Annotated in this window: 21 protein-coding genes and 1 tRNA gene; 14 read left to right on the forward strand and 8 right to left on the reverse strand. The window is 67.0% G+C overall.

Annotated elements, in window-relative coordinates; genetic code table 11:
• The first annotated feature begins 27 nt into the window (after positions 1–27).
• From C487_RS09705 to C487_RS09715, 3 genes are all read left to right on the forward strand, one after another.
• Positions 28–375 carry a nuclear transport factor 2 family protein gene (locus C487_RS09705; protein WP_006185568.1) on the forward strand — a complete coding sequence of 116 codons (348 nt, stop codon included), beginning with the start codon at positions 28–30 and terminating at the stop codon, positions 373–375.
• A 71-nt stretch (positions 376–446) separates the two neighbouring features.
• Positions 447–1,961, forward strand: a complete 1,515-nt coding sequence (locus tag C487_RS09710) for a stage II sporulation protein M (RefSeq protein ID WP_006185569.1) — start codon at positions 447–449, stop codon at positions 1,959–1,961.
• Between the two features lie 114 nt (positions 1,962–2,075).
• Positions 2,076–2,309, forward strand: a complete 234-nt coding sequence (locus C487_RS09715) for a hypothetical protein (RefSeq protein WP_049908071.1) — start codon at positions 2,076–2,078, stop codon at positions 2,307–2,309.
• A 25-nt stretch (positions 2,310–2,334) separates the two neighbouring features.
• On the opposite strand, the gene C487_RS09720 is transcribed toward C487_RS09715, so the two are convergent.
• Positions 2,335–3,708 carry an MFS transporter gene (locus C487_RS09720; protein ID WP_006185571.1) on the reverse strand — a complete coding sequence of 458 codons (1,374 nt, stop codon included), beginning with the start codon at positions 3,706–3,708 and terminating at the stop codon, positions 2,335–2,337.
• 188 nt (positions 3,709–3,896) lie between these two features.
• Between C487_RS09720 and C487_RS09725 the strand changes: the two genes are divergently transcribed.
• Positions 3,897–4,604: a DUF502 domain-containing protein gene (locus C487_RS09725; RefSeq protein WP_006185572.1), complete on the forward strand. Its 708-nt coding sequence runs from the start codon at positions 3,897–3,899 to the stop codon at positions 4,602–4,604.
• Between the two features lie 155 nt (positions 4,605–4,759).
• Here the strand turns inward: C487_RS09725 and C487_RS09730 are convergent, their stop codons facing one another.
• The 3 genes from C487_RS09730 to C487_RS09740 form a co-directional block, all read right to left on the reverse strand.
• Complete coding sequence (locus tag C487_RS09730; protein ID WP_006185573.1) at positions 4,760–5,695, reverse strand: branched-chain amino acid transaminase; 936 nt, start codon at positions 5,693–5,695, stop codon at positions 4,760–4,762.
• Between the two features lie 131 nt (positions 5,696–5,826).
• Positions 5,827–6,549 carry a 3,4-dihydroxy-2-butanone-4-phosphate synthase gene (ribB, locus tag C487_RS09735; protein ID WP_006185574.1) on the reverse strand — a complete coding sequence of 241 codons (723 nt, stop codon included), beginning with the start codon at positions 6,547–6,549 and terminating at the stop codon, positions 5,827–5,829.
• Positions 6,546–7,253 (reverse strand): DUF120 domain-containing protein, encoded by a 708-nt coding sequence (locus C487_RS09740; protein WP_006185575.1) that lies wholly within the window; start codon positions 7,251–7,253, stop codon positions 6,546–6,548. The genes ribB and C487_RS09740 overlap by 4 nt, the downstream gene beginning before the upstream one ends.
• A gap of 286 nt (positions 7,254–7,539) precedes the next feature.
• Here C487_RS09740 and C487_RS09745 point away from each other — a divergent pair, with 286 nt between their 5' ends.
• From C487_RS09745 to C487_RS09770, 6 genes are all read left to right on the forward strand, one after another.
• Complete coding sequence (locus C487_RS09745) at positions 7,540–8,703, forward strand: glycosyltransferase (RefSeq protein WP_006185576.1); 1,164 nt, start codon at positions 7,540–7,542, stop codon at positions 8,701–8,703.
• Complete coding sequence (locus C487_RS09750) at positions 8,700–9,833, forward strand: glycosyltransferase (protein WP_006185577.1); 1,134 nt, start codon at positions 8,700–8,702, stop codon at positions 9,831–9,833. Before C487_RS09745 ends, C487_RS09750 begins: the two co-directional genes overlap by 4 nt.
• The gene (locus C487_RS09755) at positions 9,830–10,924 is read left to right on the forward strand and encodes a glycosyltransferase (RefSeq protein WP_006185578.1); all 1,095 of its coding nucleotides are present in this window, start codon (positions 9,830–9,832) and stop codon (positions 10,922–10,924) included. The genes C487_RS09750 and C487_RS09755 overlap by 4 nt, the downstream gene beginning before the upstream one ends.
• The gene (locus C487_RS09760; protein WP_006185579.1) at positions 10,921–12,375 is read left to right on the forward strand and encodes a sulfatase-like hydrolase/transferase; all 1,455 of its coding nucleotides are present in this window, start codon (positions 10,921–10,923) and stop codon (positions 12,373–12,375) included. Before C487_RS09755 ends, C487_RS09760 begins: the two co-directional genes overlap by 4 nt.
• 67 nt (positions 12,376–12,442) lie before the next feature.
• The gene (locus C487_RS09765; RefSeq protein WP_006185580.1) at positions 12,443–13,552 is read left to right on the forward strand and encodes a sulfatase-like hydrolase/transferase; all 1,110 of its coding nucleotides are present in this window, start codon (positions 12,443–12,445) and stop codon (positions 13,550–13,552) included.
• Positions 13,549–14,061: a hypothetical protein gene (locus C487_RS09770; protein WP_006185581.1), complete on the forward strand. Its 513-nt coding sequence runs from the start codon at positions 13,549–13,551 to the stop codon at positions 14,059–14,061. The genes C487_RS09765 and C487_RS09770 overlap by 4 nt, the downstream gene beginning before the upstream one ends.
• A gap of 341 nt (positions 14,062–14,402) precedes the next feature.
• Here C487_RS09770 and C487_RS09775 read toward each other — a convergent pair.
• A tRNA-Met gene (locus C487_RS09775) sits at positions 14,403–14,477 on the reverse strand.
• A 238-nt stretch (positions 14,478–14,715) separates the two neighbouring features.
• Between C487_RS09775 and C487_RS09780 the strand changes: the two genes are divergently transcribed.
• The 3 genes from C487_RS09780 to C487_RS09790 all read left to right on the forward strand — a co-directional run bounded on the left by C487_RS09780 (position 14,716) and on the right by C487_RS09790 (position 18,769).
• Positions 14,716–15,726 (forward strand): glycosyltransferase family protein, encoded by a 1,011-nt coding sequence (locus C487_RS09780; RefSeq protein WP_006185582.1) that lies wholly within the window; start codon positions 14,716–14,718, stop codon positions 15,724–15,726.
• A gap of 91 nt (positions 15,727–15,817) precedes the next feature.
• On the forward strand, positions 15,818–17,227 hold the full coding sequence (locus tag C487_RS09785) for a sulfatase-like hydrolase/transferase (RefSeq protein WP_006185583.1): 1,410 nt from the start codon (positions 15,818–15,820) through the stop codon (positions 17,225–17,227).
• 99 nt (positions 17,228–17,326) lie between these two features.
• Positions 17,327–18,769, forward strand: a complete 1,443-nt coding sequence (locus C487_RS09790; protein WP_049908074.1) for an oligosaccharide flippase family protein — start codon at positions 17,327–17,329, stop codon at positions 18,767–18,769.
• Here C487_RS09790 and C487_RS09795 read toward each other — a convergent pair.
• The 3 genes from C487_RS09795 to C487_RS09805 form a co-directional block, all read right to left on the reverse strand.
• Entirely contained in the window at positions 18,766–19,584 is an 819-nt protein-coding gene (locus C487_RS09795) for a hypothetical protein (protein WP_006185585.1), read from the reverse strand. The genes C487_RS09790 and C487_RS09795 overlap by 4 nt on opposite strands.
• Before the next feature lie 87 nt (positions 19,585–19,671).
• The gene (twy1, locus tag C487_RS09800) at positions 19,672–20,703 is read right to left on the reverse strand and encodes a 4-demethylwyosine synthase TYW1 (protein ID WP_006185586.1); all 1,032 of its coding nucleotides are present in this window, start codon (positions 20,701–20,703) and stop codon (positions 19,672–19,674) included.
• A 52-nt stretch (positions 20,704–20,755) separates the two neighbouring features.
• Complete coding sequence (locus C487_RS09805; RefSeq protein ID WP_006185587.1) at positions 20,756–21,091, reverse strand: hypothetical protein; 336 nt, start codon at positions 21,089–21,091, stop codon at positions 20,756–20,758.
• A gap of 193 nt (positions 21,092–21,284) precedes the next feature.
• Here C487_RS09805 and C487_RS09810 point away from each other — a divergent pair, with 193 nt between their 5' ends.
• The gene (locus C487_RS09810; protein ID WP_006185588.1) at positions 21,285–21,650 is read left to right on the forward strand and encodes a hypothetical protein; all 366 of its coding nucleotides are present in this window, start codon (positions 21,285–21,287) and stop codon (positions 21,648–21,650) included.
• Positions 21,651–21,660: the final 10 nt, after the last annotated feature.

Consider the following 21,660-nt stretch of genomic DNA (forward strand, 5'->3'; position numbering starts at 1 on the left):
TTTGCCCGTGGCGACGAAAGGACCGATATGGACACGGAACCGAACGCGACCGCCGACCGTCACGACCTCGTCCGTCAGTACTACGACGCGCTCGACGAGCACGACTACGCCGTCCTCGAACGGCTGCTCTCGCCCGCGTTCGTCCAGTGCCGTCCCGATCGGACGTTCGAGGACCGCGAGTCGTTCGTCGCATTCATGCGCGACCAACGGCCGAACCCGGACACGAGCCACGACATCAAGTCGATCGTTGCCGATGGCGATCACGTCGCCGTCCGCGGCCGCGTGGTCGAAGAGGGCACCGTACTCTTCGAGTTCGCGGACTTCTTCCACATCGAGGACGGTCACATCGACCACCTCGAGACCTATTCGCGGTGACTCAAGCCGAACAGGTGTTCGGCCGCGAACGCGAAGCGGTCATTTAACTGATATGGGGACCAACGGTCCGTATGGCCCTCTCCGATTTCGTCGCCGCCGTCGCCGCAGTCTTCCGCCGCCCGGGCGATCTCCTGCCGATGTACGTCCTCGGGATCGCGATCACCGGGATCGTGCGCGTCGTTCCGTTCGCCGCGCTCGTCATCGCCACCCTCTATCTCGCGACGACCGGCCGACTGGACACGGTCCGGACGGCAGTGGCCGAGTTGGAGCCACCGCCGACCGACCCCGAGGCGCTCGACGCGTGGGCCAGCGGCCTCGAGCCGCTGTTCGACCAGATACTGACGCCGCCGCTTCTCACCCTCGCTGCGGTGACGGTCGTCGTGAGCATCGTGCTGTTCGCACTGCTGTCGGCCGCCGTCGCTGCGGGACAACTCGCGGCCTGTTACGGGCGGTTGCGAAGCGAGCGCGGGCTCGTAGCCGGACTCGCGGGAGCCCGCCGATACTGGCTGCGGTTCCTCGGGCTCTTCGTGCTCGAGGTGCTCTGCTGGGGCGTCGTGCTCGTCGCCGTCGGCATCGGGGCCGCGCTGTTGGCCGGCGCGGTGTCGCTCGCGACTGGATCGGGGGTGGGCCCCGCTTTGGCCGCGCTGTTCGCGGGTCTGATGGCGATCGTCCTCATCGTCGCCATCCGGGCGCTGTTCGCGTTCGCTTCGGTCGCGATCGTCGTCGACGATGCGGGCGTCGTCGGCGCGGTCCGACATGCCGGCGGATTCATTCGGGCGCGGCCGGTTGCGGCGATCTTCTACTACATCGTGGCGTTCCTGGCGTTCGTCGGCCTGGCGACGATCGCCGGCCTGCTCTCGCTGGTCGACATCGTCGCGCTCGAGTCATTGCTCTCCGTGTTGGTCCTCTTTCCGGCGCTGGACCTGTTGAAAACGACGGTTTACTGCGACTACCGGGGGCGACTGCGGCCGCCGGAACCGCCGGCACGCTCGCTTCGCAGCCAGCTTCGATCCGGGCTCCGCCGCGGCTGGGCCGAAATGACGGCGTTCGTTCGGGCGACGCCGGGGACCCACGCGCTCATCGTCGCCCTCGGCGTCCTCGGGTTCTGGATCGGCTGGGCGACCGCCGGCTCCGTCGCTGGCGGGTTCGAGACGTCGATCGCGGCCCGGCTCGAGGGATGGCTCCCGCCGGCGATGGCGGTCGAACTGTTCGGCAACAACTGGCTGGTCGCGCTCACGACGGCCTACGCCGGCATCGCCCTCGCGGTCCCGGCGATCGTCTCGGTGCTGTTCAACGGCGTCGCCCTGGGGTTCACCGCCCGGCTCGAGGTCGCGCCGCGTGAACTCGCCGCCTTCGTCGTCCCGCACGGTGTCATCGAGATTCCGGCGATCCTGATCGCCAGCGCGCTCGGGGTGTCCGTCGGCGTCACCGCCTGGCGGACGTGGCGGGGGCACGTCGGGATACCGGCCCTCGCGGACGCGCTCGAGCGTGCGTTCTGGGTGCTCGTTGGCGTCGCCGTGTTGCTAGCGGTCGCGGCTGTCATCGAGGGGTTCGTGAGCCCGTACTACTATCGGCCGTTCCTCTGAGCCGATTCAAACGCGGTGCGCTGTGGCCCTCCCACCTCGACGCTCGCCCACGGCTCGGCGTCCACACGGCGGACAATAGCCACTGCTATCATCCGAGCGGCCTGACGGACATCCGTGTTGCGAGCGCTTCTCGAGCGGATCGCCACCGCGTTGCTCGGCCGACTCCTCCTCGCGGTCGCACTCGTAGTGCCGGCGCTCGGCGTCGTGGTCCTGGTGAGCGGCGGCACGGAGCTGTTGCTGGTGGTCGGGCTCTCCAGGAGCGTCGCCGGACTGATCGCTGCGGGTGCGGCGACGATCGTGAGCGTCGTCGGACTCGCCGCGTTCGGCTCCTTCGCCATCGAGTGGTGACTGCCAGCCGACCGATCGTAAGCGACTATCGGTACGCCTCGAACTCCGTCCCGAACACCAGGAAGTAGGCGGTGCCGACAAGCCCGATTGCGGTCGCGATGCCGAACGCGACCGTCGGATCGCCGGCGAACAGTTCGCCGCCGGTCACCGGATTCGGGACGCCACTCCACAGCAACCCACCGAGCGCGGCGCTCGGAATGACGATCAGGTTCCGCAGGAGGTAGTACGCTCCGGTTACCCGGCCGCCGGCCCCCAGCTCGGCGGGACCGACGATCAACGCCTTGTGCGCCGGCAACCCGGCGAACCGCAGCCCCGAGAAGGCGAACAGTCCCGCGAGGACGGCCGCGTCGTCGGGCGCGTTGATCAACATGATCGGGAAGATCGCGTAGACGGCGAACCCGAGCGCGACGACGGGCTTGAGACCGATCCGTTCGGCGGCCTTGGCAGCCGGCAGCATCGTCAGGAGGGCGACGAGCATTTCGATGCCCAGCAGGAGTCCGAAGTACGACTGCGGCGAAAGGGTCACGGTGCCGACCGTCGGCAGAGACAGGGTAAGCCCCACCTCGAGGACTCGAGTCACGACGATGACGAAGAAGACGTAGACCATTCCGTTAGCGAAACGCACGAGCGTATCGCCGACCAGCAGCGGCCGGAGTTCGGCCGGCATCGAGCGGAGATCAGCGAGCAGTTGGGAGACGCCGCCGAACTCCGTGCCGATATCGTCGTCGGGCCGGTAGAGGAGGTGCTGGACGACCGTGCCGAGCGCGCCGACGACAACCGCGATGAGCAGGATCAGCTGAAAGGCAGTGACGATCTCGCCGTCGCTCGAGCCGAACGGATAGAACAGCGCCGCGGCGAACAGGGGCCCGACGAGAAACGCCATCCGGCGGAGCGTCTCGGTGCTCGCGAAGCCGGCGGCCAGTTGCGAGGGCGGCACTGCTTGCTTGACGATGGCGAACGTCGCGCCGAGTCCGAATGACTTCCAGGCCTGCGCGAGGAGCATGCCAAGGAAGATCGTGACGATCGCCAGCGATGTCGGACCGACCGAGATGTCGGCGAACGCGGGCGCAATCAGCCAGATTCCGAACCCCACCGTCGAGCAGCAGCCGAACGCGGTCAGGGCGTACCGCGATCCGATCCGGTCCGAAATCGCCCCGCCCGGATAGGGGTAGACGGCGCTGATGACGTTGCCGAACGAGCCGAACAGGCCGATGACGACCGCCGACGCACCCAGTGCCGACATGTATTCGGCCATATATCGATTGGTCATCTGAAAGCCGAGGCTGAACGCGAACATCGCCGCCGAGAGGACGAGGACATCCCGCTCGAGCGCGAGGAACTGCCGAAACGGGTCCAGCGGATCGGCCGCGCCGTCTTCCCGTTCCTGTTCGAGACTCATACGGCTCGGTTCGCAGTGACCGGGCTTGAAATTTGGTCTTGCCCGCGTCTCGAACTCGATCGACACCGATCGCGGCGGCGGACGGTGAGCTTCGCGACGGGCGCACCCGCTGGCCGTCGACGACCTGCTCCACGAGCGGGATATGACAAAGGGAAGCGCTCATTAGCCAGTAGTGTGAGTTTCGGGACATGGCTTCGTGGAAACGGGATTTCGCGAGCGGATTGATCGTCCTGGTCCCGATCCTCATTACGCTCTACGCGGTCTACTGGCTCTACGGGCTCGTCGCCGGCATCACGCCCGGGCTCATTCTCGAGCAGACCGCACTCAAAGAGTTCGGCCTGCTCGAGAACGCGCCCCAAACCCGCAAGCAGGTCGCACAGTTCCTCCGCGTGGTCGTCGCCCTGACGGTGTTCATCATTCTGACGTTCTCCGTCGGCTATCTCATGCGGACGACCGTCGGGGGGCTCATGGAACGGCTCGTCGACAACGTCGCGAACCGCGTGCCCGTGGTTCGGGTCGTTTACAACGCGTCGAAGATGGCCGCGGAGACGGCCTTCGGAGAGCAGGAATCGCTGCAGGAACCGGTCAAACTCGAGACCTGGGACGGGCTTCGAATGACGGCGTTCAAGACCGGCAAGGTGGCAGACGACGGCCGCGTGGTGCTTTTCTTACCGACCTCGCCGAACATCACGACCGGCTACGTCATCGAAGTCGAACCCGATCGGATCACCGAACTCGACGAGGACGTCGAGGACGCGCTGACGCGCGTCCTCAGCGCCGGCTTCGGGGACGCTAATCATCGCGGGATGGACGCCGGTATCTCCATCGATGTGGTCGATGAGGCCAGAACCGACGGTGGGGACGGGGCCGGCCAGTCGAATCGCGGCGACGAGTAAGAACGACATGTCACGCTGCGATCCGTGACGGCGGCCATGCCGTCGCGGCGCTCGAGCGGGGTCCCGGCGACGACGATTCCGCTCCCGAAGACCGGAAAAGCAAGCGGGAAGACCGTATTTCGCGGCCGATCAGGTGCGGTCTACGGACCGACTTCTCACATCTCGACGTACTCGAACCACTCGTCGTACTCCTCGGGAGCCCCCTCGACGATGTCGAAGAACCGCTGTTGGATCGCTTCGGTGACGGGTCCGCGGGAGCCGTTCCCGATAACGACGTTGTCGACCTTCCGGATCGGCGTGACTTCGGCGGCGGAGCCGGTAAAGAACAGTTCGTCGGCGGTGTTGAGTTCGCCACGCGAGATGGAAACGTCGTCGTGGACGGTGTAGCCGAGTTCCTCCGCGATCCGAATGACGGAGTCGCGGGTGATGCCGTCGAGGATCGACTCCGAGAGCCCGGGCGTGAAAATCTCGTCGTCGCGCACGAGGAAGACGTTCTCGCCGGGACCTTCGGCGACGTTGCCCTCCTTGTTGAGAACGATCGCTTCCGCGTAGCCGTTTCGGCGAGCCTCCTCGCCCGCGAGCATGCTGTTGACGTAGAGGCCGGTGGTCTTGGCGTTCGTCGGAATCTGGCTCGAGGCGTGTTTCCGCCACGAGGAGATCATCACGTCGATGCCGTTTTCCAGTGCGTCCTCGCCGAGGTAGGCACCCCACGGCCACGCGGCGATGGCGGTCCGGGTGGGACAGTCCGAGGGACTGACGCCGAGGGAGTTGTAGCCGTAGTAGGCGATCGGTCGAACGTAACAGGACGGTAGTTCCTGGCGCGAGATGAGTTCTTTCGTCGCCGCGGTGAGGTCCGCTTTCGTGAACTCGATCTCCATATCGTACGGTTTCGCGGACTCGTAGAGCCGGTCGAGGTGGTCCTCCCAGCGGAACAGCGCCGGCCCGTTTTCGGTGTCATAGCAGCGCACGCCTTCGAAGACGCCCGACCCGTAGTGGAGGCCGTGCGTGAGCACGTGAATCTGTGCGTCGTCCCAGTCGACGTACTCGCCGTCCATCCAAATCGTATCGACATCCATCTCGTCGAATCCCATAATCGGGATTGTTACAAGCCACCGTACTAAGTGTTCGCGGTTCCGCTCGCCAGTTGCGACAGGGACACGTCGGTTGCCGCCTCGAGAATCGGGGAGCACGTCGCTCGTAATCGGTCGCGAGCGGCCGAGTGTTACTGACAGCGGTCGAGAACGTCGCTCCCCTCGAGATAGGTGAAACCGTGGCGATCCGCGTAGGCACGGGCGTCGGCGGGGGTCAGTGCCTCGCCGGTTTGATCGTCGAGCATCTCGCAGACGACGACGGCCGGCGAGAGGTCGGCTGCACCCGCAAGCGCCAGTCCGAGTTCGGTGTGGCCCTCGCGCTGGGCGAGCAGGTCGGGTGCGGCTTTGAGCAGGTGCACGTGGCCGGGGACCCGGAACTCGTCGGTGAAGTCGATCGCGCCGGGCGCGGCGGCGGCCTCGCCCAGCGCCTGGATCGTCGTCGAGCGATCGGCGTCGGTGATCCCGGTGTAGGTGTCCCGGTGGTTGACCGTCAGCGAGAACGACGAGCGGTCGTCGTAGCCGAGTTCGTGGTCGGCCGTCGCGGGGTGGTCGATCGCGTCCGAGTAGAACGGCAGGTCGAACGCCTCCGCCACATCGTGGCCGAGCGCGACGCAGACCAGGCCGCCGGCGTCGTTGCGCAGTCGGGCGACGGCCGCGGGCGACACGGCGTCGGCGTGGTAGATCAGGTCCGTCTCACCCTCGCGGTCGGCCGCGTCGTGGACGAGGATCGGTTCGCCCGCGCGCAGCGACTCGAGGGCGTGTTCGAACGAGTGTCCCGACGGGTTCGCACTCGCGTTCGAGCCCGCCGTGGTGCCGTCGGCGTTCGACTGTGGCCCGGCGTGGTGGCCCGTCATTCCCGATCACCCACCGAGACGGTGACGTGGTCGTCGTCCTCGAGGGAGAGTTCCTCGCGGAGCTTGTCGGGGGCGATGACCTCGAGTTGATCGTCGTCGTGGTGGGTGCGTTCGGGGGCGATGGTGTAGGCGTTCTCGTAGATCTCGCCCTCGGTCGTCTTGATCGTCGCGGGATAACAGACGGCGGGGCCGTAGGTCCGGTCGTCGGATTCCCAGCCGTCGATGGGGACGGGCTCGAGCGAGGCCATGGCGCTGCGTCGGCGGACGCTGTCCTCGCGGAGATCGACGTTCAGCGTGCCGGGGAACGGTTCGTAGCCGAGTCGGTCCTCGAACTGCCGCTTGTAGCCGGGCAGGGAGATGTAGTGGCGACCTTCACCCATGCCGCTGGTGACGGTGCCCTCGAGCGCGACGTGCGAATCGGTCTCGAAGAGACGACGGTAATCCTCGTACTCGGCGTGGAGGGTTCGCTCGCCGGTCTCCGTGACGGCGACCCACTGGCCGTCGTTGACCGTATCACGTTCGAGCAGGTCGGCACTCTCCAGGCGCTGGAGTCGTCGCGAAGCGGTCTGGTTCGACGCGTCGAGGCGGTCCGCGAGGTGAGAACAGGAAATCTTGACATCGCCCTCGAGTCCACCCTCGAGCGCGAGGAGTTTGAGCACGGCGAGTTCGTCGTGCCCGATGGCGGACTCGGCTATCACAGACATACACGTGCGTATTCCCTAAGCCGGTAAAAGCATATCGAAAGTGGCATGCGTCACGAAACTGTGACGCAGTTCACAAGCGTTTATCGCGTACTCGAAGGTGTCGAGCCGTGGGGCAAAAGGCCACCGATTCTATGGATTCCGCCCGGCGGTCACCGGTCGCGGGCTCGAGGAGTGTCCCCCCAAGCGACGGACGTGTCCCGATCGATGACAGTCCCGATCGCTTCACCCTGCACAATGCAAGCCGACGGGCTTTGCGGTGGACCGTTGAGCGTTGAGGCGTACTCGCATGAAGCGTCTCCTCGAGGCCCTGTTCGGGGTCGTCGCGCTGACCGGTTTGCCGTATCTGATCTACCTCGGCGTCTACTATCTCCGGCGGCCATCGGGAACGCCCGCCGAGACCTGGCCCCGAGAACCCTCGGTGAGCATCGTTCTGCCGACGTACAACGAGGCGGCGATCGTCGAGTCGAAACTCGAGGAACTCGTCGAACTCGACTATCCGATGGATCGAGTCGAGATCGTCGTCGTCGACTCGAGCGACGACGGGACGGCCGATCTGGTCGAGACCTTCTTCGCCGGCCGCCGGGACCCGACGCTGACGCTCATCCGCGAGGACGAGCGGCGGGGGTTAGCACCCGCGCTGAACGAGGCCTACGCCGCCGCGGCGAACGACGTCGTCGTCAAGACCGACTGCGACTCCCGGATCGCAGCGGACGCCCTCCGCAAGGCTGCCGCGAACCTGGCCGACCCGTCCGTCGCGGCGGTGACGGGGCGCAATGCGGCTGTCATCGGAGACAGCGACGTCGAGCGCGGGTATCGCGACATTCAGACGATGATTCAGGTCTTGGAGTCGCATATCGACTCGACGCTGATCTTCCACGGGCCGTTCTCGGCGTTCGAGCGCGACGCGATCGTTCCGATCGACGAGGACTCGATCGCCGACGACAGCGAACTCGCCCTCAAAATCCGGCGCAACGGGGGCCGCGTCGTCTTCGATCCGGCCATCCGCTACAAGGAAGCCGCCCACTCCGAGTTCGGCAAGCGCCGCGAACAGAAGGACCGGCGCGCGATGGGGCTACTCCGACTCCTGTGGCGGCAGCGCGACGCGCTCGGCCGACACGGGGCCTACGGCCGCGTCGTCCTCCCCTTCAACTGGTGGTTTATGATCGTCTCGCCGTGGCTCGTCGCGGCCGGACTCGGCGTGGCGACGATCGGGTCGCTGGCCGTCCTCGGCCCGCTCGGACTGGTGACGCCCGCCGGCGTCATCGCGTTCACGGCGCTCGGTTCTCGTGACGCGCTCGGCCCGGCCCAACCGCTGTACGCGCTGTTCGACAGCCAAATATCGCTGTTTCGGGCGAGCGTCTCGCTCCTCCGCGCCCACGCCACCGGCGACGAGGAAACCCACGACGGCACCTGGTCGCCCGATCGGGAACTCCGGGAGGTGTTACAGTGACCGACGTGGCGATCCTCCACGACCGCTTCCCCGGCATCGGCGGCGGCGAGGAGTTCGCCATCGAGGCCGCCAGAGTGCTCGACGCCCCGATCTACACGACCTACGTCGCCGCGGAGACGGAACTGCCCCCCGATATCGAAGTCATTCCGTTCCAGCAATCCAAGTACACGTCGCTCCCGTGGCGACCCCTCCTCGAGTGGAAAAACGAGGGCATGAACCCCCTCGAGACGCTGCACGTGGCGCTTGATCTGACCGACGCTCACCCGGCCCTCACGGAGTACGACGTGGTCCTCGAGAGCGCGCCGCTGTCGAAGTACTACGTCCCCGACGTGGGCCAGCGGATCGTCCATTACCTGTCTCTTATACACATCTCTGATGGNGGTCTCAAGGCGTACGCGAAGGCATGGCGCGCGCTGGACAAGGAGGCCAACGACTACGTCGATCAGTTCGTCGCGAACAGCGAACTGGTCCGTGACCGCATCCGGCGGTTCTACGACCGCGATGCTGCGGTGGTCTACCCGCCAGTCACCGGCGACTGGCGCAACGAGGGCGACGACGGCTACTTCGTTACCTGGTCCCGGCTCGCCCCCGAGAAGCGGATCGATCTGATCGCGACGGCGTTTGCGGGGCTCGACGAACGCCTCGTGATCGCCGGCGACGGCGAACAGCGCGACCGACTCGAGACGGTCGCCGAGAACTACGACAACATCGAGGTCCGGGGCTACGTCGAGGACATCGAGTCGCTCGTCGCACGAGCGACCGCGGTCGTCTACGCGCCGAAACAGGAGGATTTCGGCCTCGTCGGGGCCGAGGCCATGATGGCCGGCAAGCCGCTGCTCGGCGTCGACGAGGGGTTCACGCGGTATCAAGTCCGGGAGGGACGAACCGGGCTGTGCTTCGAGCCGACGGTCGCGTCCATCCGCGAGACGATCCGACGGTTCGATCCCGACGACTTCGACGCCGACGAGATCCGCGCGGCGGCCCGGCGCTACGAGTACGACCGCTTCGCGGCGGGACTTCGCGAGGTCGTCGCCGAGACGGCGGCCGCCGACGCTCCCTCGGACTCGGACCGCGCGGACGACGCTCACGGACCCGATCGGTGGCGTACCGAGGAGGTGCTCGATCCGTGAGCACGAGGACGACCGCACCCGATCGGGACGGTGACTCGACGACTCGAGCACCGACCGAGACATCGCGTCCGCGGCGAGCGGCGACGAGCGACCGGTGCCTGCTCTATCAGAACAGCGACGCACACCCGGCCCACCGGGTCTTCGCCGACGCCGTGAACGCCGATCGCCGCCACTTCGAAACCGGCACTCGACCGCCCGAACCGGGCGGCAACACCAACCGGACTCTCGACCGGCTTCGAACCGCCGGAACGTTGCCCACCTACGGGACGATCATCGCGGAGGGGAGCGCACCGCTCCAGACGGGACTCGCCTACAAACTGCGCCATCCGGGGACGACCCTCGTCTACCTCGCCGCGGACGAGACCTTCTATACGCTCGCCGAACGGCCGACGCGACACCTCTGGCGCGGCCTCAGACCGCTCACGAACCGGCTGCTCGACGGCATGATCGCGGTCGGCCGCGACGCCTCCCGCTGGGCGAGACCGTACATCGGCGACGTTCCGGTCGCGTACGTCCGACCACCGATCGGCGACGCGAAGTACGAACGGCTCGCCGCGCTCTCCCCGCGTTCGCCCGCGGACCCGTTTACCGTTCTCTCGGCTGGCGAGGCCAAACCCGCGAACGGCTACGATCGGCTGGCTCGAGCCGTCGGGCGGGTCGCCGGGAGTATCGAGGCCGACGTTCGACTGGTCGTCCTTGGGGAGGGCCACGACGAGCAGCCGTACGCGGCACTGCCCCGCGTCGTCACGCCCGGCTTCGTCGATCCGGACGCGTTCGCCGACTGGTTCGACCGCGCGAGCGTCTACGTTCAGTCCTCGCGGGGCGACGCGTTTCCCGTCGCCGCGCTCGAGGGGCTCCTCTCGGGAACGCCGACGATCGTCACCGAGGCGACCGGGGTCCGGGAACTGCTGCCGGCTCGACAGGTCGTCCCGCCGACCGAGGCGGGCCTGTTCGACGGGCTAGTGGCGTTCGCCGACCTGTCGCCCGCGGAGCGACGCTCCGTCGCGAGCGACCAGCGAAACCTCGTCACTGACCTGACCGAATCGAACCAGCGGAAGCGCTTCAGCGCCGCACTCCGAAACGTCACATGAACGGACCCCCCCGTCCGAACGTCGTTGTCCTCTGTCTGGACACTGTCAGGAAGGACGTCTACGACCGGTACGCCGCTCGCCTCCGGGAGATGGCGACCGTCCGGTTCGAGGGTATGCGGGCGCTCGCCGGCTGGAGCGTCCCGAGTCACGCCGGCCTCCTGACGGGGTCGGCCCCGTCGGAGACGGGCGTCCACGCCCACCAGCGCCGGTTCGACCCGATCGACGCCGCGGACACCTGGATCGCGACCCTCGAACGGCAGGGATACGAGTCGGTCTGTGTCTCGTCGAACATCTACGCCAGCCCCGTCTTCGGGTTCGATCGCTTTTTCGATCGCACGATCCCGATTTCGCCGAGTCGGAGACTCCCCGCGGGGATGGACGTCCAGCGCCATATCGCCGATCGGTCGACCGACGGCGTGGCGGCCTACGCCGCCTTCGTCCGCCAGGCCCTCGCACACGACCACCCGCTGCGGTCGCTGTGCAACGGCGTCCTCCTCAAACTCGACGACCTGAGCCGGAAGCTACCGATCGAGAAACCGACCGACTTCGGCGGCCGCGCGATCGCCCGAACCCTCGAGCGGGCGGTCACCGAACCCGACGGACCGGTACTCGCGTTCGCCAACTTCATGGATGCCCATGGCCCGCATACGCCGTTTCGCGGGTTGGACGACTCGATTCACGGCGTCCCCGCCGATTTCCACTCGAGTTCGTTCCGCGATTCGGACGTCAACGCCGCGGACGGCCTCGGCGAGTTCGGTGCGGCGGTCGAACGCGTTCGCCGGCTGTACGCGGCGACGGTCGACTACCTCGATCGAGTCGTCGCCGACCTCGTGAGTGCCCTCGAGAGTAGCGACGATCGCGAATCGATCCTGATCGTGACGGCCGACCACGGCGAGAACCTCGGCTACGAATCGGACGGCACCCTCATGAATCACATGAGCAGCCTCTCCGAAGGGCTGTTGCACGTCCCGTGCGACGTCATCACGACCGGTGATCGTCCCCTCGAGGTCGCGGTCGACGACGGCACTGTTCCGGTCGACGTCGACGGGCTCAGTTCCCACGCCGACCTCGGGAGCGTGATCCGAGCGCTTGCGAGCGAGGAGCCGTTCGATCCGTTCGCCTTCGAGCGCGAGCGCGCTCGCGCCGAGATCGTCGGCTCGGGCTCCGGCATCCCGGAGGGCGGCGACGAATCCTACTGGGACCGGGGCCAGCGGGTCGTCTACCGAGGTGACCGGAAGTACTACCGCGACCAGCTCGGCACCGAGGCGGTGTACGACGTCTCCGGGCCGCCGTCGAAGCAGGCCGGACTCCCCGGCGAGTCGGTCCCGGACGGGTGCTTCGAGGCCGCCTTCGGCGACTGGGTGACCGCCGCCGAACGCGACGAGGCGGCGATCGGCGAGACGGTCGACGCGGCGAGTCGCGCGCGACTGGAGGATCTGGGCTACCTATGAGTACGAGCGGATCGCGGCCACCCACGAACACGAGTCCGCTGCCGACGGTGCACACGAACCCATACCCATGACGGAGACAACCTTACTAGTCACGGTCGACTCGCTCAGAACCGATCACGTCCAGTACATGCCCCGAACCCTGGCCGCTCTGGATGACACCCACGACGCCGCCTTCGCCACGAGCACCGCGACGCCCGGCAGCTTCCCGGCGATTATCGGCGGAGAATACCCGGCCGGCAACGGCCTCGAGTCGACGGCGAGCGTCGCCCACGAGTTCGACGCTCACTGCGTCGGGATCACGACGAACCACCTGCTGTCCGCGGCGTACGGCTACGCGGCCGGCTTCGACTCGTTCACGTCGCCGAAAGGCGGCGGCGAGTCGCTGAAGGACAAGGGTGCGATCCTGCTCGAGCGGGGCTCGTTGCCCTACAAGCTCGCCAGTTGGGGCTACAACCGGTACCAGCAGCTCCGCAGCTACGTCGCCGAGACGACGAAGTCGTTCCGTCCCGCGGATGCCGTCATCGACCAGTTCCTGACCGAGATCGACGGCTACGAGGAGTGGTTCGGCTGGCTGCACCTCATGGAACCGCACCACCCGTACGATCCCGACGGCGCGACGATCGACCGGGCGCGAGCCCAGCGAGTCACCCGCCGCGTCCTCTCCGGGCGCGGCTCCGAGGCGGACGAAGCCCTCGTACGGGACCTCTACCGTCGGGAGGTCGCCGAACTCGACGCGGCGCTCGAGCGGCTGTGGGATGCGGTTCCCGACGAGACGCGCATCGTCTTCTGTGGCGACCACGGCGAACTGCTCGGCGAGGACGGGCTGTGGGGCCACCCCGGCGAAATGCGACCCGAACTGCTGAACGTCCCGTTCGGCACGCGGAACGCCCCCGACCTCGGAGCCGTCGTCTCGCTGGTCGACGTCCCGACGATCCTGACGGGGACCGAACACGGCGTCGGCACGCTCGATCGCGAGGTCGCCTTCGCCGCCTACGGGGACCGAAAGGCCGCCATGACCGCCGCCCACATCGCGACGGATGACGGAACGTCTCGACTCGAGGACGGCGAGCGGGTGGCGGACCCCGCCCTCGAGCGAGAACTCGAGCGGTTCGATCCCGCCTACGTCGTCAAGGAAGACGCGCTGCAAGAGGATCTGGAGGACCTGGGATACGCATGACGGTCGTCGTCCTCGCGCTCGACGCGCTCGATGCCGGGTTGGTCGACCACTTCGACCTCGACGCCGTTCGCCTCGAGTCGGGCGGCGAGATCGAGACGTTCGCGAACACGCAGGCGGTTCCGTACACGCCCGAAGTCTGGGCGACCGTCGCGACCGGGCTCGAGCCGGCCGAACACGGGATCACCGGCGGCGGTACCAGCGAGTGGGCGAACCCCGCCCTCGATCTCGCGTCGACGGTCACCGGTCGCCTCGACGAGTCGACTCGGGGGACGCTCGGCAAACTCGTTCGGTCGCGGACCGGCACGCGCGAGCGCATCGGCGAGACGGATCGGGAATCGATGTTCGACGCCGACGACGCGGTCGTCCACAACTGGCCGGGCGTCGACGACGGTCGGCCGCTCCAGCGCGCCTGGGACCTGATGAACGCCGTGGCGGACGGGATGCCCGGCCGCGACCAGGGGATCGACATGCCAACCGACCGCCTGCGCGAACTCGGCTATCTCGACTGATCGTACACCGAATCGATCGACACCGGCAGTCAGTAGTCTCGTGGACCCGTTCGGACTAGCCCCGAGGAATCTACGCGCCCCGTCTCAGTAGGCGATGTATCGCTCCGATTGATCGATATGCGGCGGCGCGCGCTGTCGACCGTCCGAGTGCGAGCGAGGGCGGTCGACACCACTGCGCGAGGGATGAGCGACCGCAGGGAGCGAATCGGCTGGGGAGGGTGTGGTCGTTCTCTGCTGCCACGATAGTGGACTGCGACGCGTCGCGTTTCGACTCCGCTCCGAACGATTGTCGACGGCCACACCACTCGTCACTCCGTTCCTTGCTGCGTTCGGCTAAAACATAGCGGGAGGTAGATTTGAACTACCGGTCTGCGGGTTATGAGCCCGCCGGAATCTCCTGGCTATCCCATCCCGCTGTCTGTTCCTCTCTGCTGGCCACGATTAAGGCTTGGTATTCGCGTCCGGTCTTCCCCATGCCGAACGACCACGTCCGCGTCGGCCGCACTGGCCCCCTCGGTGGCGTCTTTCCGATCGAAGGACCGCCAGCCCCGTTCTCGGTACCCGAACGAGTAGCCGGGGCTCCGACGCCGAACTGGGCGTTTCGGGGGTGTAGCCCCCGCATAATTATGCCCGATTCCGGTGGAGAGGAGCGCAATGCGAATCCTGCTTTTGCGGACGTGGACGACGAACATCGGGAACGGGTTCATCGACTACGGGGCGAAGGCGATGCTCGAGCGGGCGGTTCCCGACGCGGAGATCGTCGAAACGGGCGGCTATCCCAACCACGCGGCGGACACCGCGGCGCTGTGGCGGGGCACCCGAAAACTCGAGCGGATGGCGGGGTATGGGGGGTCCGACTACGAGTCGCCGACCCATCGGCTTCGGCACAACGCAGTGAACATCAGCGAACTGCTCGACGCCGATCTGGCCGTTCTCCCGGGTTGTGTGCTCTCCCGACCGACGTTCCGGAAGTACTTCGATACGCTGAGTCGGCTCCGGGAGCGGGACATTCCCATCGTCATCGTCGGTGGAGGCGGCGAGGAATACGACGAGGCCGAACGGAAGGACGTCGCGGCCGTCTTCGACGCGCTCGACATCGAGGTCCTGCTCACGCGGGACCGAACCGCTTACGAGGCGTACGGCGATCTCGTCGAGTACCGATACGACGGCATCGATTGTTCGCTCTTTTTGGCCGATCGGTACCAGCCGCCCGAGGCGAATCAGCCGTTCGATGTTCATACATTTGACAAACGGGCAGAGCCCGACATCGAGAGCGCAGCGACGATCATTCGGCCGGATCACGCGCCGTTCGACGAACCGTATCACTTCCCGGTCGGCGAGCGGGCACGGGAACTGGTCGGCCTCGAGACGCCGCTGTTCGAGACGCAAAACGCCTTCGTCTCGGATCTCGTGACCGATTACCTCTTTCTCTACGCCAACGCGGACGTGGTGCGGTCGGACCGGATCCACGCCTGCCTCCCGGCCCTGACCTACGGCAACCGGGCGCAGTTCTACTTCGACACGCCGCGAGCGAACCTGTTCGATCGGGTGCCGATCGACGGCGACGTCACGAGCGAGCCGGTCCGGTTCGATATGGACGCCCTCGAGCGCGAGACGGACGCGCAGGTCGCGGCGCTCGAAGAGGCGATCGCGACGGTCCTGTGAGCGTGATGAGCGCGATGCACAGCGGACCGGCAGCGACCGTTCCGCGGTCGGTCAGTGCCGGGGACAGGTTCTTCGGCGGAGGGCTGGTAGGATGAGCGGACACGCGACCATGGGAGACGAGCCATCCATCGCCCTCGTCGTGCTCGACACGCTCCGGGCGGATGCATTCGACGAGCACTTCGACTGGCTGCCGGGCGTGCAGTTCACGAACGCATGGAGCACGAGCCACTGGACGGCCCCGGCCCACGCGTCGCTGTTCACCGGCCGCTACGCGAGCGAGGCTGGCGTGACGATCAATTCACAGGATTTCGATCAACACACGACGCGCCTCCCCGAACTCCTCCGCGACCGCGGCTATCGGACGCGCGCGTTCAGCTGTAACGTCAACATCTCCGAACGGCTGGGCTGGCACCACGGGTTCGACGAGTTCGACGGCGGCTGGCGGCTCCGCGGGCTCGGCGAGAACGTCTTCGACTGGGACGCGTTCATCGCCGAGCACCAGTCCGACGGCCCCGACCGGTACCTCCGGGCGCTCTGGCGCTGCGTCGACGGCGACTGCGATACGACGCAATCGCTGAAGCAGGGTGCCCTGATGAAGCTCCGGGACATGGGGCTCAAGGGACGCCATCGCGACGACGGCGCGACAGAACTGCTCGAGTACGTTCGCGACCGCTCGTGGGACCGCGATCGGGAGTTCCTGTTTACGAACCTTATGGAAGCCCACCGGCCGTACGACCCGCCCGACGAGTACCACACTGATCCGGACGCGGACCCGCCACACTTCGACGGCGTGAAGGCCACGCTCGAGGAGCCGCCGTACGAACCGGAGCGAATCACGACCGCGTACGACGACGCCGTCCGATACCTCTCGGACATATACCGGGCCATCTACGGGGAACTCGCTGCGGAGTTCGACTACGTCGTCACGCTCGCCGACCACGGTGAAGCCCTCGGTGAGTACGGCGCGTGGGAACACGGCAGCGGACTCTATCCACCCGTGATACGGGTCCCGCTCGTCGTCTCCGCACCCGGTTCGTACGCGGGCCACCGGACGCCCGACGCGAGCGGGACGCGAGCGACGCGGGACGCCCTCGTGACCCATCTCGATGTCTACGCGACGCTGCTCGATCTCGCGGACATCGACTCCGACCACCGCCGGGGCAACTCGCTTCGGCCGCTGCTCTCGAGCGACCCGCCCGCGCTGGAACTCCGGTCGAACGCGCTCTCGGAGTTTCACGGCATTTCCAGGCGACGGCGGCTCTCGCTCGAGGCCGACGGCTATGCGGTCGCGCGGGTCGACACCGAACGTCACGGGCTTGCGACGACCGACTGTTACTACTTCGAGGATCTGACCGAATCCCGGACGATCGGCGACTGCGATCCGGCGGCGCTCGAGGCGGCACTCGATCGGCAGGTCGCCGGCCTCGAGCGCCGGGAGGGGCTCTCCGAGGCCGATCTCTCCGGTCTCGAATCCCAACTCGAGGAGCTGGGGTATCTGTGACCCTGGGTCCGATGCGTGCGAGCGACCGGGTCGGCGACGGCTCCCGCCGACCGTCGTCGGGCGATCGAACGAGCGACGGCAACCGACGCACCGGTAGCGATGAGTGACGCGACGTCGGTCAGCCTCGGGGGCGAGACCGTCAAGGCAACGGCGGCGAAGTTCACGATGGCCGCGATCGGGTTCCTCGGCACGATCGTCTTCGCGCGGGTGCTCGGTCCGACCGGGTTCGGCGGCTATTATCTCCTGTTTTCGCTCGTGAAACTCGCCGATCGGGCGGTCAACGGGTGGGGCACAGCGGTGAAAAAGCGGTACTCGGAGGCCGACGCGCCGTCGGGGGAACTGCTCGGCAGTCTGGGCCTGTTCACCCTGGTGTGGATGGCGCTGGCCGTCGGCGTCGCGGTCGTCGCCTCGAGTTGGCTCGTCTCCTACACGGGGCTCCCCGACGCGCCGATCCTGTTCGTCGTCTTGCTGTTCGCGGTCACACTCTTCGAGCCGCTCGATCTGATCGTTCAGGCCCGCGGGCGCGTCGGGGCCTCGATGTGGACCGACACGCTCCGGTCGGTGCTCACCTTCCCGCTCCAGTTGGGCCTGATCGTGCTCGGGTTCGGCGCGGCGGGAATGGCGTACGGACTCGCCGCCGCGACGTTCCTGACGGTTCCGGTTCTCTGGTGTTTCATCCGGACGCGGCCGGTCGCACCGACTCGAGAGACGGTCGGGAACCTCTGGTCGTACGCTAGATACAGCGTTCCGAACTCGTTTCTCGGACAGGCCTACGATCGGTTCGACATCATCCTGCTCGGCTACCTGCTCGCACCGGCCGCCGCCGGCCACTACGAGGTCGCGCTCAAACTCACGGTTCCGGCGACGTTCGTGACGATGGCCGCCTCGAGCGGGCTGATGGCCCGCGTGAGCCACCGCCACAGCGAGGGCGAGCCGCTCGGCCCCGACATCTCGAATACGCTCTCGTTTACCAGCATCATCGCGATCCCGATGTTCTTCGGTGCCGTCGCCATGCCGAAGCAACTCGTGGTGACGCTTTTCGGGCCCGAGTACGGCGCGGCTGCGACGCTGCTCGTCGGCCTCGCGGCCTATCAGGTCGCCAAAACTCAGGCCGGCGTGCTCACGAGCGTGCTCTATGGGATCGATCGCCCGGACAGCAACACGCGAATTTCGGCCGTGACGCTCGCGATCAACGTGATCCTCGGCGTCGCACTGACGCTCGCCTACGGCGCGATCGGCGTCGTCGTCGCGACGGCCGTCGCGGAAACGCTCCGCTACACCCTCTCGGCCGCCGTCGTCAAACGAGAACTCTCGACGGTCGTCCTGTTCCCGCGGACGCTGGGCGAACAGTTCGCCGCCGGCCTCGTGATGGTCGCCGTGATCGTCCCCGTCGAGCGCGCTGTTGCCATCGATCACTGGTATCACCTCCTCGCGGTCGTCGCACTGGGCGCGGCGGTCTACGGCGTCACGCTGGCGGCCATCAGCAAAAAACTCCGCGTGACGATCAGGGGCGTCGTCCGCAGTTCGCGACTCGACCTCTAGAGTTCTCGAGCGATGTACGCGTCGATCGCCGCGACCCGCTCCGGGTCGTACGTCCAGAACCCGTCCCAGGTCCGCGGTTCCGTCTCAAGGCACACGAGCGCGACGGGACCGCTTGCCGACTCGGCAGCGGCGGTCGCCCCCGTCCCGGCCGGGTCATAGACGACGAACCAGGCGTCCCGATACTCGCTTCCCGAGCCGGTGTGGGGGACTACGTCGAGATCGACCGTCGCGCCGTCGTCGACCCCGTAGACGTGCGTCTCGACACCGGTCGCGGCGAGTTTCGCGTAGACATCCCGCGTGCCGATCTCGTCGCCGATACGCGAGAGGCGCTGGAACGCCGAGCGAATCGTGCCGCGACCGGTCGCCCAGGCGCGCTGTTCGATGTACCGGGAGACGATGATCAGCAGGAGTTTCTCCTTGTCCGAGAGCGGGTAGCCACAGAGCCGGAGTCGCATCTCGTCAAGGTTCGCGAGGACCGCCGGCAGTTCGATCTCGCCGACGCCGCGCGCGCCGGTCACGAACAGATCGGAGTTGATCGCGAGGATCGAATCGTACAGTTCGAGCATCGGCGAGGCGGCGACCGGCTGCCCGCCCTCGAAGAGCACGGCCGTATCGCCCGCCGTCTCGAGCGCGCGTTCGATCTCAGGACCGATATCGGAAGCCGCCGGGATCGTCACGTTCGATTCGACGCCGACCGGTTGCTCCGCGAACGTCTCGGCGAGCATTCGCTCGAGGGGTCCCGTCGTGTCGTCGCTGATGACGGCGATCGTCCGGTCGGGAGTTCCGATATCGTCGATAAACGATCGCAGGGACACCTGTGAACGTTCCGTCGTTCGGCACGTAAATGTTCTCGCCGCGGCCGGGCGACGGCGGTGCGGCCATCACGGAACGGGTCGTTCGGCTCAGTCGCCCGTGATCGGGTCGCGCTCCCAGAACTCGCTGCCTTTCTGTAGTTTCGGCACCCACGTGTCGTTGGTCTTCGAGATGAGGGCCACGCGGGAGGCCGGCACGCCCATCACTTCGTCGAATCCGGGCATGTGTTCCCGAACGTCCTCGGCGAACGCGACGACTGCCTCGTGCTCGGGCATCGCGGATCGGTCGAGTCGACCCCGCGAGTGGCCGACGTGCATGTACGCTTTCAGTTCGATGAAGTCGGGGTCGGCCTGCTGGTAGAAGCCGGCGTACCAGTCGGGGTTGTGCATGTTCTCACCGTTGACGAGCGTCGTCCGGAGGACGGTTCGGGTGTCGTCTTTCTCCGCGAGGACGTGCATCGTCTCGAGGAGATTCTCCCAGGCGTCGTCCTCCATCGCGCCGACGACCTGATCGAAGGTGTGGCGTTCGGGGGCGTCGACGCTGACGTAGAGTTGCGTCGGGTTACAGTCCCGGAGCATCTCGGGGCGGGTCCCGTTCGAGACGAGGAAAGTGGTGATGTCGCGGTCATGGAAGGCCTCGATGAGCTCGGGGAGATAGGGATACAGCGTCGGCTCACCGTCCAGCGAGATGGCGACGTGACGGGGCTCCATCGCCTGCTCGAACACCTCGCGTGGCACCTCCTCGTTGCCGCCAAAGCCCGAGAGCAACTTCTTCTGGAGGTCGATCGAGGCGTCGACGACCGCCTCGGGGTCGTCCCACGCGACGTCGTCCATCTCGTAGGAGTGGCCCTGGTGGTCGCGCCAGCAGAAGACACAGCGTTCGTTGCACCGAACGACCGGCGTCATTTGGATGCAACGGTGGGATTCGATCCCGTAGAAGATGTTCTTGTAACACTTCCCCTCGCCACGCAGGGCGTTTGCCGTCCAGCCGCAGGTCTGGGCGGCCGTGTGGTTCTCGCTGTGATACTCCGGGCTCGAGACCTGTGCCGGGCCGCCGCCGTCGCCCTCGGCGGTAGCGTCGCCGCTCGTTCCGTCGGCCCCGGGATTCGCGGAGTCGCTCATGATGCCTGTCGTTGGGCGGGCGCGGGCAAAAGGCCAGTGGTGTCCGGGCCACTTACTCCTCGTTTCGGCGTTCGGTCGCGCCGTCGCCGCCGGGACCGTCCGGCAGCGCGTGGGGATCGGCGGGTTCGTCGCCGTGTCTCGCATCGTCGCGTTCGAAGAGGTACAGCGCCGGGCCCGCGATCACCATCACGAGCAGCCCGGGGATCGGCACGTCCGGCGGACCCAGATACGTGGCCAGGCCACCGCCACAGGTGACGGCCACGAGCCCCGCCCACAGCCCCGGCCGCGAGATTTCGAGCCGGGTCGCGTCCCTGTAGACGGCGGCGGCACAGCCGAGGACGACCGCGAACCCGACGACGGCGACGGCGATCACCTGCAGGGAAACCATATCTCGAGTTATCCCGCCGGCTGTAAGTCAGTGTCGCGATTCGCCGACCGGCTCGCGGCGACTCGTCGACGCGCCGACGGCTGGCAGTACGCGGGATCGGCGACGAGAGCGATCCGAGACGCGTCCGGCCGTCCGCGCCTCGCTTCCGTACGAAAGCCGCGCGTTCTTCTCCGTTCCGGCCGACTAGTCGTGTATGATCGGTGCCTACACGGTCGGCAAGAAGGCGGTCACCTTCGGCTACAAACGATACGGGATTCCGGGCGCGGTCGCCTCTGGCGGCGCGGCGCTGGTCGGGTACCTGATCGTCCGACGGGCGCTCGAGTCGTCGACGAACGATCGGACCGTCGATTCAGCGATCGACGCCAGCGAGATCCGGTCCGCGGTCGCGGAGACGGGACTGGGCGCAGTCACCGAGAAAGAGACCCTCGAGCGGGTCATCGACGAGGAGCAGGTCGACACGAGGGTCGACATGGCCGATGTGCAGTCGTCCGCCGAGGACGAAACCGAGGAGGTCGCCGACAGCGCGGGTGGTGACGACTCGAACCCGGAAAAGAGCTAGAATGGCGAGG

Origin of the sequence: Natrinema pallidum DSM 3751, from assembly GCF_000337615.1 — an archaeon.
Taxonomy (GTDB): Archaea; Halobacteriota; Halobacteria; order Halobacteriales; family Natrialbaceae; genus Natrinema; species Natrinema pallidum.